At 70.0% G+C, this 13,011-nt stretch carries 16 protein-coding genes and 4 pseudogenes; 11 read left to right on the top strand and 9 right to left on the bottom strand.

Features of this window, described 5'->3' with window-relative positions; all coding sequences use genetic code 11:
• Window positions 1–17 precede the first annotated feature (17 nt).
• Window positions 18–1,253: an IS701 family transposase gene (locus tag HUX53_RS03870; protein ID WP_176401789.1), complete on the bottom strand. Its 1,236-nt coding sequence runs from the start codon at window positions 1,251–1,253 to the stop codon at window positions 18–20.
• 472 nt (window positions 1,254–1,725) lie between these two features.
• On the opposite strand from HUX53_RS03870, the gene HUX53_RS03865 reads away from it, so the two are divergent.
• Window positions 1,726–2,076: a DUF4267 domain-containing protein gene (locus HUX53_RS03865; RefSeq protein WP_176401788.1), complete on the top strand. Its 351-nt coding sequence runs from the start codon at window positions 1,726–1,728 to the stop codon at window positions 2,074–2,076.
• A gap of 172 nt (window positions 2,077–2,248) precedes the next feature.
• Here the strand turns inward: HUX53_RS03865 and HUX53_RS03860 are convergent, their stop codons facing one another.
• The 5 genes from HUX53_RS03860 to HUX53_RS03840 form a co-directional block, all read right to left on the bottom strand.
• Window positions 2,249–3,328, bottom strand: a complete 1,080-nt coding sequence (locus HUX53_RS03860; RefSeq protein WP_176401787.1) for a methyltransferase domain-containing protein — start codon at window positions 3,326–3,328, stop codon at window positions 2,249–2,251.
• Window positions 3,325–3,492 carry a hypothetical protein gene (locus HUX53_RS03855; RefSeq protein ID WP_176401786.1) on the bottom strand — a complete coding sequence of 56 codons (168 nt, stop codon included), beginning with the start codon at window positions 3,490–3,492 and terminating at the stop codon, window positions 3,325–3,327. The genes HUX53_RS03860 and HUX53_RS03855 overlap by 4 nt, the downstream gene beginning before the upstream one ends.
• A 59-nt stretch (window positions 3,493–3,551) precedes the next feature.
• Window positions 3,552–3,731: a hypothetical protein gene (locus tag HUX53_RS03850; protein WP_176401785.1), complete on the bottom strand. Its 180-nt coding sequence runs from the start codon at window positions 3,729–3,731 to the stop codon at window positions 3,552–3,554.
• Between the two features lie 139 nt (window positions 3,732–3,870).
• Window positions 3,871–4,176: a hypothetical protein gene (locus HUX53_RS03845; RefSeq protein WP_176401784.1), complete on the bottom strand. Its 306-nt coding sequence runs from the start codon at window positions 4,174–4,176 to the stop codon at window positions 3,871–3,873.
• 65 nt (window positions 4,177–4,241) lie between these two features.
• The gene (locus HUX53_RS03840; protein ID WP_176401783.1) at window positions 4,242–4,613 is read right to left on the bottom strand and encodes an ATP-binding protein; all 372 of its coding nucleotides are present in this window, start codon (window positions 4,611–4,613) and stop codon (window positions 4,242–4,244) included.
• Between the two features lie 167 nt (window positions 4,614–4,780).
• On the opposite strand from HUX53_RS03840, the gene HUX53_RS03835 reads away from it, so the two are divergent.
• The 6 genes and pseudogenes from HUX53_RS03835 to HUX53_RS03810 all read left to right on the top strand — a co-directional run bounded on the left by HUX53_RS03835 (window position 4,781) and on the right by HUX53_RS03810 (window position 7,786).
• Complete coding sequence (locus tag HUX53_RS03835) at window positions 4,781–5,587, top strand: helix-turn-helix transcriptional regulator (RefSeq protein WP_176401782.1); 807 nt, start codon at window positions 4,781–4,783, stop codon at window positions 5,585–5,587.
• Window positions 5,584–5,778, top strand: coding sequence for a DUF397 domain-containing protein (locus tag HUX53_RS03830; protein ID WP_176401781.1), 195 nt, complete (start codon window positions 5,584–5,586; stop codon window positions 5,776–5,778). The genes HUX53_RS03835 and HUX53_RS03830 overlap by 4 nt, the downstream gene beginning before the upstream one ends.
• A 352-nt stretch (window positions 5,779–6,130) precedes the next feature.
• Window positions 6,131–6,370, top strand: a complete 240-nt coding sequence (locus tag HUX53_RS03825) for a hypothetical protein (RefSeq protein WP_176401780.1) — start codon at window positions 6,131–6,133, stop codon at window positions 6,368–6,370.
• A pseudogene (locus tag HUX53_RS40680) lies at window positions 6,363–6,831 on the top strand (DUF6082 family protein). The gene HUX53_RS03825 and the pseudogene HUX53_RS40680 overlap by 8 nt, the downstream one beginning before the upstream one ends.
• 83 nt (window positions 6,832–6,914) lie before the next feature.
• Entirely contained in the window at window positions 6,915–7,247 is a 333-nt protein-coding gene (locus tag HUX53_RS03815) for a PadR family transcriptional regulator (protein ID WP_176401778.1), read from the top strand.
• Window positions 7,244–7,786, top strand: a complete 543-nt coding sequence (locus HUX53_RS03810) for a hypothetical protein (protein ID WP_176401777.1) — start codon at window positions 7,244–7,246, stop codon at window positions 7,784–7,786. Before HUX53_RS03815 ends, HUX53_RS03810 begins: the two co-directional genes overlap by 4 nt.
• Window positions 7,787–8,055: 269 nt before the next feature.
• Here HUX53_RS03810 and HUX53_RS03805 read toward each other — a convergent pair.
• Window positions 8,056–8,694, bottom strand: a pseudogene (locus HUX53_RS03805) (response regulator); the annotation flags it as partial.
• Between the two features lie 36 nt (window positions 8,695–8,730).
• A pseudogene (locus HUX53_RS42930) lies at window positions 8,731–9,375 on the bottom strand (sensor histidine kinase); the annotation flags it as partial.
• A 179-nt stretch (window positions 9,376–9,554) separates the two neighbouring features.
• Here HUX53_RS42930 and HUX53_RS03795 point away from each other — a divergent pair.
• Window positions 9,555–10,157 carry a TetR/AcrR family transcriptional regulator gene (locus HUX53_RS03795; protein ID WP_309237034.1) on the top strand — a complete coding sequence of 201 codons (603 nt, stop codon included), beginning with the start codon at window positions 9,555–9,557 and terminating at the stop codon, window positions 10,155–10,157.
• Between the two features lie 10 nt (window positions 10,158–10,167).
• A complete protein-coding gene (locus HUX53_RS03790; RefSeq protein ID WP_176401776.1) occupies window positions 10,168–10,698 on the top strand; it encodes an AAA family ATPase in 531 nt (176 codons plus the stop codon).
• A gap of 26 nt (window positions 10,699–10,724) precedes the next feature.
• Here the strand turns inward: HUX53_RS03790 and HUX53_RS03785 are convergent, their stop codons facing one another.
• Window positions 10,725–11,624 (bottom strand): alpha/beta hydrolase, encoded by a 900-nt coding sequence (locus tag HUX53_RS03785; RefSeq protein WP_176401775.1) that lies wholly within the window; start codon window positions 11,622–11,624, stop codon window positions 10,725–10,727.
• Window positions 11,625–11,720: 96 nt separating this feature from the next.
• On the opposite strand from HUX53_RS03785, the gene HUX53_RS03780 reads away from it, so the two are divergent.
• Entirely contained in the window at window positions 11,721–12,740 is a 1,020-nt protein-coding gene (locus tag HUX53_RS03780) for a helix-turn-helix domain-containing protein (protein WP_176401774.1), read from the top strand.
• Window positions 12,741–12,798: 58 nt separating this feature from the next.
• Window positions 12,799–13,011, top strand: a pseudogene (locus HUX53_RS03775) (TetR-like C-terminal domain-containing protein); the annotation flags it as partial.

Raw genomic sequence — 13,011 nt, 5'->3', positions numbered from 1 at the left:
GTTGTAGTTCGCGATCTTCATGCTTGAGTGGCTTGTCGGCGGTAGTGGCTGGCCTGGGATCGGGCCTGGTGACGGCGTCGCCATTGGGACCAGTCGAGCCGATGGGCCGGGCTGTGGCCAGGCCCGACGACGAGTGCGGTGAACAGGCGTTGGATCTCGTTGCAGGTGAGCGGTATCAGCTCGTCCGACCTGGGGTGGTGTGCGTGTTCGTCGGCGCGGACGACGGTGAGGAAGGCGTGGGCGAGCATGGCGAGGGTGACCCAGCGGTGCCAGGACGTCCAGCCTCTGACCTGGTGTTCGTCCAGTCCGGCCAGGCCCTTGCCGGACTGGAAGATCTCCTCGACCGTCCATCTGCGTCCGGCGACCCGCACCAGAGTGGACAGTGGAACCCGGGTGGCTGAGTAGCAGCGGTAGAAGGCCAGTTCACGGGTGCGCCGGTTGCGGCGGACGAGGAGTTGGTGGTGGCCGGGCCCCTGGTTGGCGATGTCGGCCAGGGCCCAGTCGTAGAAACGCTGTCCCTTGGCTCCGGCGCCGGCGGAGAGTTTCTGCCAGGCCCGCTTCGGCAGCTTCTTGACCAGGGCGTCGGCGCGGAATTTGCCTCCGTGGGTGGCAAGCCGGTGGTCGCAGGCGACGGCGAGTACGTAGCCGATCCCGCGTCTTTCCAGGTCGGTTCGCAGGTGCGGGTTGCCTCCGTAGACCTCGTCGCCGGTCACCCAGGATGCGATGACGCCGGCGTCCAGTGCGCGGCCGATCATGCGGGCGGCGAGGGCGGGTTTGGTGGCGAAAGCGACGGTGTCGGGGATCCCGGCGGCCCGGCAGCGGCCCGCATCCTGGGTCCAGGAACGCGGGACATACAACTCCCGGTCGATCGCCGCGTGCCCGAGCGGGGTGGAGTAGGCGAGGTAGACGGCGACCTGACTGTTCTCGATGCGTCCGGCGGTGCCGGTGTACTGGCGCTGCACGCCCACCGTGTGCGTGCCCTTCTTCAGGTCGCCGGTCTCGTCCACGACCAGCACCGCGTCCTGGTGGTGCAGGTGCTCGACGACGAAGCCGCGCAGGTCATCGCGTACCGCGTCTGCATCCCACCTGGCCCTGGACAGCAGGTGCTGCAGACCGTACGGGTTGGCGTCCCCGGCATGCTCGGCGAGCGTCCAGCAGTTCTTGCGCGGCAGGTCCGACAGCAGCCCGAGCACCAACGCCCGGGCCCGGCGCCGGGGTTCAACCCGACCGAACCGTCCCGCGATGCGACCCATCAAGACCTCGAACACTTCCTGCCAGCGGCCAGGATCTATGCTGTGACCTGCGGCCACCGACTGATCTTCTGTCTTCACACACCGATGATCACCGGTGGCCGCACCCATTCCCGGACCAGCCCCGACCAGCAAGATCGCGATCTACAACTGGAGTACTAAGATGTCCCCCTTTTTTCATCGGGCAGGGCATTGACCCGAGGCCAACCACCCAAAGCGGCAGAATCCAAAGTAGTAATCTGGTTGCAATGAGTGGGCTTCTGGGGGGCTTCGTCCACGCAATGGTCACTACACGGTTCGGTCATGCCTGGGACGGGCGAACACAGGATCGAGCTCGGTGCGCTCGCCTCGCCGACACCGCCCAACGCCGGGTCTCCGGCCACGCGCGCACTCAGCGTCGGCGACGTCGACGGGGGATCGCCTTGAGCGCCCGCCGCCTGCCGCTGAACCCGAACGGTCTTGGCCCGGCGAGGACATGGCCGCCGCCATCGTCCTGTTCACCTTCTATCTCGGGCAGTCCTTCGTCCTGGCCCCCGAGGCGCAGGTGTCGGGCTTCGGCCTGCCGAGCTGGCCCGCCGGGGACGGCGGCGGCTTCCTGGTCGTGAAGGGCCTGGCCATGGCCGTCCTGCTGATGGTGGCCGCCGCCCCGCTCGGCGACATGATCACCGTCCTGGGCCACCACGGCTCCACAGCCACGGCGTTCGGTGTTCACGGCCTGACCGCGGCGCTGATCGCGGTCACGGGCCTGCTGATCCTCCGCGAGACCGGCAAGGCCCGCAAGGCCCGGCAGGCCGACGCCCCAGCGCCCGCCGCGCAGCCCGCCTGACGGGCCTACATCGAGGTCTGGCATGTGGAGGAGCGTCCATCAACCGAAGGCAGGACAAGCTCCCGGACGCGACACTCGCAGCCGCGCGGGTGAGTGTCTGTGCTCTGTCTGCACCGCTTCTCGCACCTGCCCCGGCCTGGGGTGACCGGGGCAGGTCGCGGGGTGTTGCGGGTCAGATGAGGTTGGTTGGGGTGTCCAGCCAGATTGTTTGGTCGTCGGGTGTGATGGTGATTCCGAAGCGGGTTATGTCTGGGCGGCCCCACTTCAGCCATTGCAGGTAGGCGGCTTCGGTCTCTTCCCATAGGGAGCGGTCGCCTGCCTGCTGGACCTCGTAGTCGAGCTGGGCGGGTTCGTAGTCGACCGAGGCCCACGCGCCTTCATGGGATTCGCGGTCCAGGACCCACGCGGTTGCTCCGGTGGCGTCGGAGTAGAACCTTGAGACCACGCCGGGCACGAGGGCCGCCACGGTGAGGTCGATGCTCACTGGTCCGTAGGAGAGTGAGCGCGGGTCCAGGCGGGTGCGGCTTACTCGGACGTCCCGCTTGGCGGCCTTTGCCCATGACCGGGCTGGGCCGTAGGCGGGGCGTTGTGCGCGCAGCGCCATGTAGTCGGCCGATCCGGCGAACTTACCTAGGGCCGTCCCGTCGTTGAGGACGTCCAGGCGCAGGATGGCGCCGCACCCGAATCCGGCTGAGAACGGGGTAACGATCCGTCCGCCCGGCCGAGTCTGCTCCACCCATGCGTACGGCACGCGTGAGACCGCGCATGTTGCGTGGATTCGGTCGTAGGGAGCGCTCTCGGGGTATCCGTCTGCGCCGTCGCCCACGATGACGCGGCATTCGTAGCCGGCGGACTGGAGCCGTTCGGCGGCCTTGGCTGCCAAATCCGCGTCGACTTCCACTGTGGTCACGTTGTGGGCGCCTACGTGGGCGGACAGCAGGGCGGCCGTCCAGCCGGAGCCGGTACCGATTTCCAGGACGCGGTTGTGGTCGAACGGGTCGAGTTGTTCCAGGAACTCGACCACCAACGTCGGCATGGACAGCGACGAACTGGCCAGTCCTTCGCCTTCGGTCCGGCCGTCCTCGAACTGGGTCACCAAGGGCTGGTCGAGCGCTACGACCTCTTCCCACTTGTCCGGGTCGGCGTTGCGGTCGAGCCGTGCCCAAGGGCCGGGCCCCAGGTCCGCCCACACCACATCGGGTGTGAACGAACGCCGGGGCACCGAGCCGATGGTCTCGTGCCAGTTGGTCACGAACGCTTCCCGTCGTTGGGGTTGCCGTTGGTCCTGTCACCGGTCCCACGGGATCCGCCCTGCGGCTTGTCCCCGTCGGTGGTGGTCTTCTCGTCGCTGTTGCCCTTGTCGCGGTCGCCCATCATCTTCTCCTTGGTTGTGTCGTTGCGGCAGGTAAACCGCACTGGAACCTCCGGACGGACGGACATGTGCCGCGCTCGGAACGCCGTCCGTCCGGAGGGGTCTAGGGGGCGGGGTCGGTGCCGTCGACTTGGGCCGCCAGCTCGGCCAGTTGCGACTCGGCGTAGGCGTGGACCTCGGCGATCTTGCCCGCGAGCATCCCCGCGCGGGTCATGGCTTCTTGGTAAGCGGCCCTGGTGATCTCCAGGGCGGCGGCCAGATCGGCGGCCGTGATCCGGCTCATCGGCGCAGCCTGCGGAGCAGTCGTCGGGTCCGGTGCACCAGGCCCGGTCCCAGGACGTGACCCGCCATGGCTCCGAACAGGAGGCACACCGCCCCGAAGAACAGGAGCAGTCGCGCTATCTCCGCGAACTCGCTGCCCATCACGGACGGATCCCGACGTGAGCCCCGAGCGCGCGGGCGATCGTCTCGACGGTCTCCATGGCGGAGGTGGCCGCGCCGATCGCTTCGCCGGTGGGAGCCCAGGTGAACATCCAGGTTCCGCCGATGAAGTCGGCGCCGATCTCGGTGAACCGGCTGGGCGACTCGGCGTTGATCACGTACAGGACGGGCGTGCCGCTGCGTGCGACGATGCCGCACGACATCCCGCCGCGCTTGCGGACGGCCTCATCGAGAGCGGTCAGGAACGGACGCCGTCCGCTCATGGCCGTCAGGTGGTCAGTGGCCATCTTCGTGCTACCTCCCGTCGAGAGTCATGCCTGGACTGCGGCTTGCGTGTGGAGCTGAAGAGCCGCTACGGGTGCATGCGCGACCAGATCCACTTGCCGCCGGCCGGGTCGGCGGTGACGCCGCACTTGGCGGACATGGCCTGGACGATGTGCAGGCCCCAGCCGCCGTTGTCGTCGAACGCCTCCTCGGACAGGTCGAGGTCTTCGAGGGTGAGTTCGGTCAGCGGCTTGGCCTTGGGCAGCTCGTGGTCGGCGTCCCAGACGGCGATGATGATCCCGAAGGCGTCCCGGCTGAGCTGGAGACGGATCTCCTCGTCCGGCGTCTGGCGGGCCGCGTTGGTGACGAGCTCCGAGACGATGAGAAGCGCACTGTCGAGAATGTGGGAATAGTCCCATTTGCGGATTTGTGTGTCCGCGAAAGTGCGCGCTAGCCCCACTGCGGAGGGTGTGCCCATAAGGGGCATGATCGGCTCTGCGGTCGCCGTCATCGCCATCGTCCTGTCCTTGCCCGAGATTCCGAATTCCTGTGACAAGGATCACCGCAGATGCCTAGTATTTTCCTGTACCCACGTAAGTTGGAAACTAGGGAGAAGCAATGCCCTCCGTGCGCGAACCCCTGGACCCTCGCATCTCCATGTGGCAGTTCCTGGCCTTCTTCATGCGTTTCATGCGTGAGAAGGCTGGACTGTCGCTCGCCCAGTGTGGCGAGATCATGGGCCTCGCGCGCTCGACTGTTTCCAACATGGAGGCGGGCAGACGGCGTCCCCAGGACGACCAGATGCGGTTGCTCGACAAGCACTACGGGACGGGTCTGCTTTTTCAGCTAATCCTCTGGTTTGCCCGAATGGCGCACGACCCGGACTGGGCGCGTCAGTGCATGGAGTACGAGAAGACGTCCAACGCGATCAAGACCTACCACGGGAAGGCCATCCCCCGTCCGTTCCAGACCGAGGCGTACATCCGCGCGATGCTCGAAACGGAGACGGCCAAGGACCTTGAGGATGAGATCGCCACGCGCGTGGAGAGGCAGCGTTTGATCTTGGAACGGCCGGACGCTCCTACGCTCTGGATGCTTGTCGACGAGAGCGTGCTGGCGTGCCCCATCGGGGGCTCGGAGGTCATGAAGGACCAACTGGAGCACCTGCTCAAGATGGCGAGCCGGGCCGACGTCATCATGCGGATCGTTCCGACTGCGGCTGGCGCTCACCACGGCTTCGACGGGCCGTTCCAGGTCATCTGCCTGCCCGACCGAGACGTAGCCTACGCCGGTGCCCAGAACGGGGGCCGCTTGATCGAGAGCCCCATCGAGGCAAGGGACTTTTCGACTAAGTTCGAACGTATCGGCGCGAAGGCCCTTCCCGAGGAAGCCTCGCGCGCTCTCATCGAGCGGTACTTGGAGCAGTACTCATGATCGTTCATTGGCGAAAGAGCAGTTACAGCGGTGGCATTAGTGATCAGCAGTGCGTTGAGCTGGGACGACTTGCGCCGGGGGCCGGGATCGGGGTGCGGGACAGCAAGGACCCGGGTGGGGGACACCTCACGTTGTCCGTTGCCCAGTTCGCCGGCCTGATCGAGCAGGTCAAGCAGCGCCCGGCCCGCTGACCGTCCCGTTCGGCCGGGACGCCGCTTCATCGGCGTCCCGGCCGCCGCTGCGTCACCCGCCGTGCAGGACGTCCCGCACCGGTCGATCGTCCACGGTCCCTCGACGGCACTGCCTCGTGCCGCTTCCCTCCGCCTCGCGCCCGCCGCCCGAGCGTCCGGCCCGGCTCGGCACCTGTCCGCCGCCCCAGGACACCCACCTTCACGGCCCGCCGCGATGACGGCCCGCCTCTTTCGCGCCAGAATGTCCCACTATTCCCGCGTCCGTGAGTGACCTCTAGTTCGAAATAGCGGTGGCCGCCCTCGGATTCCGATGCAAATATGCTCTCCAGCGCCCTCAATGGGAGGTGGAGGAGTGAGATTTCGGAGCAGGCGGGCCAAGCGGGCCGCCGAGGCGGAGGACTGTCGCACCACGGGCGATCGCCCCAAGACCCGGGAACTGAGCGACGCCGTCACCGCCGTCACCGGCCACGACGCCACCGGCGCCTACGCTGACCGCCTGCCGTCCGGCGCCACCATCGGGTCGGACGAGCGCCTTGCCGTCATCTCCGGCCGCATGCACTCCGCCGCCAAGCCGGACATTCGCAATGCTTGACGGCGTCCGCGACATTCCAGGAGAAATGCTCGACCATGACACGAGGATCGCCCGTGAGGAGGCCCGCCGCGCCGCCGTCGCCGAACTGCTGAAAATGGCCATGGACGATCCGGACCTGGACGAGGCATGGGGGCCTGTCCCGGAAGGCGAGGACCGCAGGAGCCGCCGGCAACTCCTCTACCTCAACATGATCATCTCCGGGCCGCGCCTACTGGGCGGCCGCCCGGGAACTCCGTCTCGCCACGCCCCAGAACAGGCGGATGCGCCGCTTCCACCAGATCCTGGACGAGGAATACCGGCGGGCACCCGAACCCCCGCCCGAACGTCCGCGCCCCCGCCGCCGGTGGCGCCGGGCCGTCCTCGGCATGGCGGCGGCGACCCTGCTGACCGTCCCCTGGGCCCTCCGCACCGTCCGCCACCGAGAGCGAGACCGCCCGTGCCGTCCCCGCGCGGGCCGATGATCTGCCCGGCGTCGAGTGAACCGCCACCGGCGGGACGTCCGGCCACGGCGACGGCCGGGAAGTCTATAGGTACATTAGTACGTATGAAGAGGGTGACCGGTGGGCAGCTGGACGTGCTGGAGGTGCTGCTCCAAGCGCATCGGCAACGCGTCCAGCTGCACGGTTGGGAGATCATGAAGGCGACCGGGCGGCACGGGCCGACGGTCTACCGGGCGCTGGACCGCTTCACCGAGGCGGGCTGGCTCGACAGCGAATGGGAGCACGCGAACCCCGTACCGGGCAAACCGCGCCGCCGCTTCTACAGCCTCACCTCGGCCGGCATCGAGGCCGCGACCGCGGCGCTGCGCGAACGACGTCCGGGAACCACCTCGCCCGCGCCGGAGCCGGGCGTTTTAAGAGGGCTGGAGCCGCGGTGAGGGATGTCGTAGTGCTGAGCGTCTGCTGCGGGGTGGCGGCAGGGCTCCTGGTCGCGGAGATCACCGCGCTGTCCGCGTGCGCCGCCAGGTGGATCGTCCGCCGGGCCGCCCACGCCATGTACGGCCGGGACACCGACCTCGCCCTGGAACGGGCCGAGGAATGGCAGGCGATGATCAATGCGCGGCCGGGCAACCTGTTCAAATTTGGCACCGCCCTGTGGTACGCCGGAGCGATACTGAGCCGGCTCCTCCAGCGTGCCGGGCGCAGGGTGCGGCGGGCGCGGCGGCCCCTGGCGGCAGTGCCGGCGCACTGCTTCTCCCGGGCCGCGCGATCCCTGCCCATCGGCACCTGGGTCTACCGCTGCGTGATCCTCGCGATGCTGATCAACATGGTGATCGGTGCCCTGGCGCGCAGGGTGCAGGACGTGACCAGCCTGGGGCTGGGGATACTGCTCGGCCCGGTCACCCTGTGGCTCCTGTCGTCGAGCGCGCCCCAACTGTCCACGTCCGCCGCCCGCCACCGGGAACAACGCCGCTGACCCCCTCGAAGACCATGCGCGGGCACTGCCCGTCACCGTGGCGGGGCGTCATGCCGCATGCCCGGCTCGAACACCACTTCCCGCGCCGGACACCGGCGGGCCGTTTTTGTGAAGGGTTTCGCTGGTCAGGCTCGTCCGGGAGTGTCACATGCCGTGCGCAGGCCGCCCGGGGGCCGGTCCGCCGTCACCGTGGTCCCGGCCGTCCGTGCCGCCGGCCGCACCACCGGGCACGGTGGGGCCGCGCCGTCGGGGAGCGCCGGCCGGTCCGGATTGAGGTAGGCCAGGACCGCCAGGACGCGGCGGTTGGCGTCCTCGGACTGGGGGAGGCCGAGCTTCCCGAAAATGCTGTTGGTGTGCTTGCCGATGGCCTTCTCGGTCACGAACAGCGCCGCGGCGATCGCGGCGTTGGAGCGGCCCTCGGCCATTAGTCCGAGCACCTCGCGCTCGCGCGGCGTCAGCGCCCGCAGCGGCTCCTCGCGGGCGTGGCGGCTCAGCAGCCGGGCGACGACGTCCGGGTCGAGGACGGTGCCCCCGGCGGCCACCCACCGTATCGCGTCCACGAGCTGGCTCGCGTCCGAGACCCGGTCCTTGAGCAGGTAGCCGACGCCGCCGCTGCCGTCGGACAGCAGCTCCCGGGCGTAGCGCTGCTCCACCCGCTGCGACAGCACCAGGACGGGCAGGCCGGGATTCTGCTCGCGGGCGTCCAGCGCGGCCCTCAGCCCCTCGTCCTTGCACGTCGGCGGCAACCCGACGTCCACGACCGCGACGTCGGGACGGTGCGCGGTCAGCGCGCGCAGCAGTGCGGGGCCGTTGCCGACGGCGTCCACGACCTCGATGCCGGACGCCTCCAGCAGGCGGGACAGGCCGTCCCGGAAGAGGACGAGTCCCTCGGCGAGGACCACGCGCACGGCGGGCGGCCCGGGAGGACGGTTCTCATACGGCAGCTCGGCGACGACGGACCAGCCGGAGCCGGCCCGCGGTCCCGCCTGGACGGTCCCGCCGAGGAGCTGGACGCGTTCGCGCATGCCGACCAGGCCGTGGCCGCCGCCGGGCGGGGCCTCGGGCGCGGTCCGGGCACCGCTGTCGGTGATCGAGAGGGTGAGTGCGCCGGGCCCGTAGTGGATCTCGACGGTCGCATGCGCGCCCGGCGCGTACCGGGAGGCGTTGCTGAGCGATTCCTGGACGATCCGGAACGCCGACAGGTCCACGTCGGAGTCCAGGGGACGCGGCGTCCCGACGACGGTGCTCGACACCAGGAGCCCGGCGGCGCGAGCCGTGCCGACCAGTTCACCGAGGCGGTCGAGGCCGGGCCGCCCGGTGGCCGGGTCGTCGGCACGCAGGAGTCCGACGACGCGGCGGGTGTCGGTGAGCGCCGCGCGCGCCGCGTCCCGCACCGCCTCCAGGGCCTGTTTCGCCGCGTCCTGGAGGTCGGGGACGTTCCGCAGTGCCGCCTCGGCCTGGATGACGGTCAGGGACATGTGGTGCGCGACGGTGTCGTGCAGCTCGCGGGCGATGCGGGCACGTTCTCGTCGCGCGGCCAGATGGTCGCCGCGTGCGTGCGGGGCTCGCGTGGGAGCCGACTCGTTCACCTGCGCGGCCCTTTCGCCGGACGTCCGCCGGCGGGGCACTGGTGACGTCCTCGACTCGGGTCCATCGGATCTCCTCTTGGCGGTGGTGGAACGGCACGGGCCGTGCCGTTCGTGGCAAGCGTGGCGTACCGGCCGTCCCGTGTCAACACGGCACGTGCCGTTCCGCTAGGGTGGGCCGCGTGACCGAACCGCACCGCGCCGCCGCCCGGTCGTCCCGCACCGCCCGCGCCGCCGACCGCACCGAAACGATCATGCAGGCCACGCTCGACCTGGCCCGGGAGACCGGCTACGCCAAGCTCAGCATCGAGGCGGTCGCGGCCAGGGCCGGGGTCGGCAAGCACACCATCTACCGCCGCTGGCCCTCCCGCGGCCTGCTGTTCCTCGACGCCGTCCTCAGCCTCAACACCGCCGGCCTGGAGCACCGGGACACCGGCGACATCGTGGCCGACCTGCGCGAGGTGATGGTCAAGGCCGTGGACCTGCTGGGACGGCCGCCCTGGGGCCCGCTGTACCAGGACCTGATCGGCGAGGCCCAGCACGACCCCGAGGTCGCCGCCGCGCTCGACCAGCGCTTCATCCAGCCGCAGACCGCCGACACCCTGGCCCGGCTCAAGACCGCCAGAGAGCGGGGGGAGATCGCGCCCGACTTCGACCTGGACCTGGCGATGGACATCCTGTCCGGCCCGCTGTACTACAGGCTCCTGATCACACAGCAACCGCTGACGCACGCCGACGTCGACCGCGTCCTCCAGGCCCTCTTCACCGGCATGGGCCCGCACTAGCGGGGTGGGGATGAGAGTCGGAATCTCCGGGACGCACGGGACCGGGAAGACGACGCTGGCGGAGGCGCTGTGCGCGCACCTGTCCGGCCACGTCATGGCGGACGAGCCGTATTACCTGCTGGAGGAAGAGGGGTACGAGTTCGCGTCCCCGCCATCGCTGGAGGACTACCGGGCGCTGCTGGCGTTCTCGGTGCGGAGCCTGACATCGCCGTCGCCGCCTCAGGTCGTCTTCGACCGGACGCCGCTGGACTACCTCGCCTATATGACCGTCCTCGGGGCGGACGAGCCCGATTCCGTGGCGCTCGGGCCGGCTGTCGCGAGCCTGGACCTGCTGGTCATCACGCCGATCACGGCGGAAACGGAACAGGTTCTGCCGCCGGCGGAGATGCCCGCACTCCGCTCGGACATGAACGACGCCCTGCTGGAACTCGTCCACGCCGACCCGCTGGACGCCTGGGAGGACGTCCCGGTCCTGGAACTCGACGGCCCACTCGACGGAAGGCTCGGGGCCGTCCTCGCCGCACTGGACCACCACGCTTAGGCGCCCTTGCCCACGGCCCGGCCACCTCACGCGGCCAGGGCGCGGCGGAGGACGGCGCCGAGTTCGGCGATCTGCCGCTGCGACACGTCGGCGGACAGGATCGCCTGCGAGCCGTGGAACGTCCCGGGCCACTGGTGCAGCTCGACCGAGACCCCCGCCTGTAGGAGGCGCAGCGCGTAGCCGATGTCCTCGTCGCGCAGCGGGTCGAACTCCGCGGCGGAGACATAGGCCGGGGGCAGGCCGGACAGGTCGGCGGCGCGGGCCGGAGCGGCGTACGGCGTGGCGGGTGCGCCGCCCAGGTAGTGCCGCCACACCGCGGTGATCGTGTCGCGGTCCTGCCAGGGCGTGTCGGTGAAGTTGCGCTGCGACCACGTCTCCTGCCGGTCGTCCAGCACGGGCTGGTTGAGCAACTGGAACCGGATCGGCGGGCCCTGCTCGTCCCGCGCCCGCAACGCCACGGCGGCCGCGAGCCCGGCGCCGGCGCTGTGCCCGCCCACTGCGATCCGGCCGGGGTCTTCGGTGTGGGCGGCCGCCCAGGTCAGCACGGCGTAGACGTCGTCCAGCGCGGCCGGGAAGCGGTGCTCGGGGGCCCGGCGATAGTCCACCGAGATCACCACGGCGCCGGACGCCCCCGCGATCCGGGCGGCGGTCGGATGCTCGGTGTCCAGGTCGCCGAGGATCCAGCCGCCGCCGCGCAGCCAGATGATCGCGCCGTGGGCCCGGCGGGGACGGTAGATCCGCACCGGGACGCCCGCGGCCACCGTCCGGTCTTCGATCTCCATGCCCTCGGTGCCCGGGCTCGGCGCCGCCGCGACCTCGCTCGGCGCCGCGGCGGCCAGCTCGGCGACCCTCTTGCGCGCGGCGACCGGATCGGACAGGTCGGTCTTCGGGAGGAACGGGATGAACGCGTCGAGTTCGGGATCCATGGCGTCCATCCTCATCAAGGGCGGCGCCGGGATCATCCGCCATCCGTTGCACATTCCGCCCCGATCGCGCGACGACCGGCGCTTTATCCTTCGGACATGGAGGCACTGGCCGTACGCCTGTCGGGACTGGACTCGTACGCCGAGGGCGCGATCCGCGTCGTCGCGTTCTACGACACGCTGATGCGCCGGCGAGTGGACCTCCCGGCACTCGCGCGGGCCTCGGCTGGCCTCGCCGAATGCGTCGCCGGAATCCGGATCCACGGGACGGGACGGGTACTGCGCGCCGCGCCCGACGGCGAACCGGCCGCCGAATCGTGCGCGTCCAGCACCGCACCGATCGTCCTGGATGAGGAGGAGATCGGCACAGTATGGCTGGAACGGCCCAGCCCGCCCGTCCCACTCGACGAAGTGCTGCTGGACCGGCTCGCCCTCGCCGCCGCGGCCGTCCTCGAAAGGTACGGACCGGCCCGGACCACCATGGCCGACCCCGCCCTCGTCGAACTGGCGATCAGCGCGGACGGCGACCAGGCGTCCAGAGCCCGCGCACTGCGCCTCCTGGGCTTCCCCGCGTCGCCGGTTCGCGTCGCCGCAGTACGATCACCGCTTCCCCTGGATAAGATCGCCGCTGTGGCCTGCGCGTCCCGTCCGGTGAAGTCGGCCGCTCTCGGCGACGTGGGCGTCATCCTGACCGCCACCATCGACCCGACCCGCTTCCCACCCGACGTGCAAGCGGGCATCGGCACCGCCGAAGGCCCCGACCTGTCCTGGCTTCAGGCCCGCACCGCCCTCCGCTTCACCACCCCACGGCACCCCGTCATCCACTACGACGACCTGGGCGCGCTGGCGCTGCTCGCCCAGCTCCCTCCGGACGCCATGCGCGCAAACGCCGACGTGGCCGCGATCGCCCTCCTGCCCGCCGAAGACCTGGACACTCTGGACGCCTACTGCGCCACCGGCTCCCTACGCCGCGCCGCCGACCTCCTCCACCTGCACCACAGCAGCATCGCCCGCTGCCTGGACCACATCGGAAAAGCCCTGGGCACCGACCTGACCGACCCCACCGGCCTAACAAGAGCCAGACTCGCCCTAACGGTCCAACACCTCCTGAACAACTGAAAACCATCACCCCGCGCGAAGACCCAACGGAGGACGCCCAGACCAGCCCGCCCTCCTCGGCGAGGCCCAGCACGATCCGGAGGTCGCGGCAGGACACAAGAAGCGCTTCATCCAGCAGCAGACCGACGACTTCCTGAACCGCCTCAAGGGCGCCGCCCGGGAACAGGGCCAGATCGCCGCCGACTTCGACCTGGAACTGGCGATGGACATGCTCTCGGGCACCGCGTCCTCAAGGCTGCCTTCACCGGCCTTACCCCCCCGCCCCTGGCCC

The organism is Actinomadura sp. BRA 177 (assembly GCF_013372625.1).
Classification (GTDB): Bacteria; Actinomycetota; Actinomycetes; order Streptosporangiales; family Streptosporangiaceae; genus Spirillospora.
The sequence above is the reverse complement of the archived record's forward strand: the minus strand, read 5'-3'. Positions and strand labels throughout refer to the sequence as shown.

What these genes read in the sequence shown, in the direction of transcription:
- HUX53_RS03785 (WP_176401775.1), bottom strand. Translation starts at nt 11,624, where the DNA reads ATGGATCCCGAACTCGACGCGTTCATCCCGTTCCTCCCGAAGACCGAC.
- HUX53_RS03780 (WP_176401774.1), top strand. Translation starts at nt 11,721, where the DNA reads ATGGAGGCACTGGCCGTACGCCTGTCGGGACTGGACTCGTACGCCGAG.
- HUX53_RS03830 (WP_176401781.1), top strand. Translation starts at nt 5,584, where the DNA reads ATGATCGTTCATTGGCGAAAGAGCAGTTACAGCGGTGGCATTAGTGAT.
- HUX53_RS03815 (WP_176401778.1), top strand. Translation starts at nt 6,915, where the DNA reads ATGAAGAGGGTGACCGGTGGGCAGCTGGACGTGCTGGAGGTGCTGCTC.
- HUX53_RS03870 (WP_176401789.1), bottom strand. Translation starts at nt 1,253, where the DNA reads ATGGGTCGCATCGCGGGACGGTTCGGTCGGGTTGAACCCCGGCGCCGG.
- HUX53_RS03790 (WP_176401776.1), top strand. Translation starts at nt 10,168, where the DNA reads ATGAGAGTCGGAATCTCCGGGACGCACGGGACCGGGAAGACGACGCTG.
- HUX53_RS03850 (WP_176401785.1), bottom strand. Translation starts at nt 3,731, where the DNA reads ATGAGCCGGATCACGGCCGCCGATCTGGCCGCCGCCCTGGAGATCACC.
- HUX53_RS03845 (WP_176401784.1), bottom strand. Translation starts at nt 4,176, where the DNA reads ATGGCCACTGACCACCTGACGGCCATGAGCGGACGGCGTCCGTTCCTG.
- HUX53_RS03865 (WP_176401788.1), top strand. Translation starts at nt 1,726, where the DNA reads ATGGCCGCCGCCATCGTCCTGTTCACCTTCTATCTCGGGCAGTCCTTC.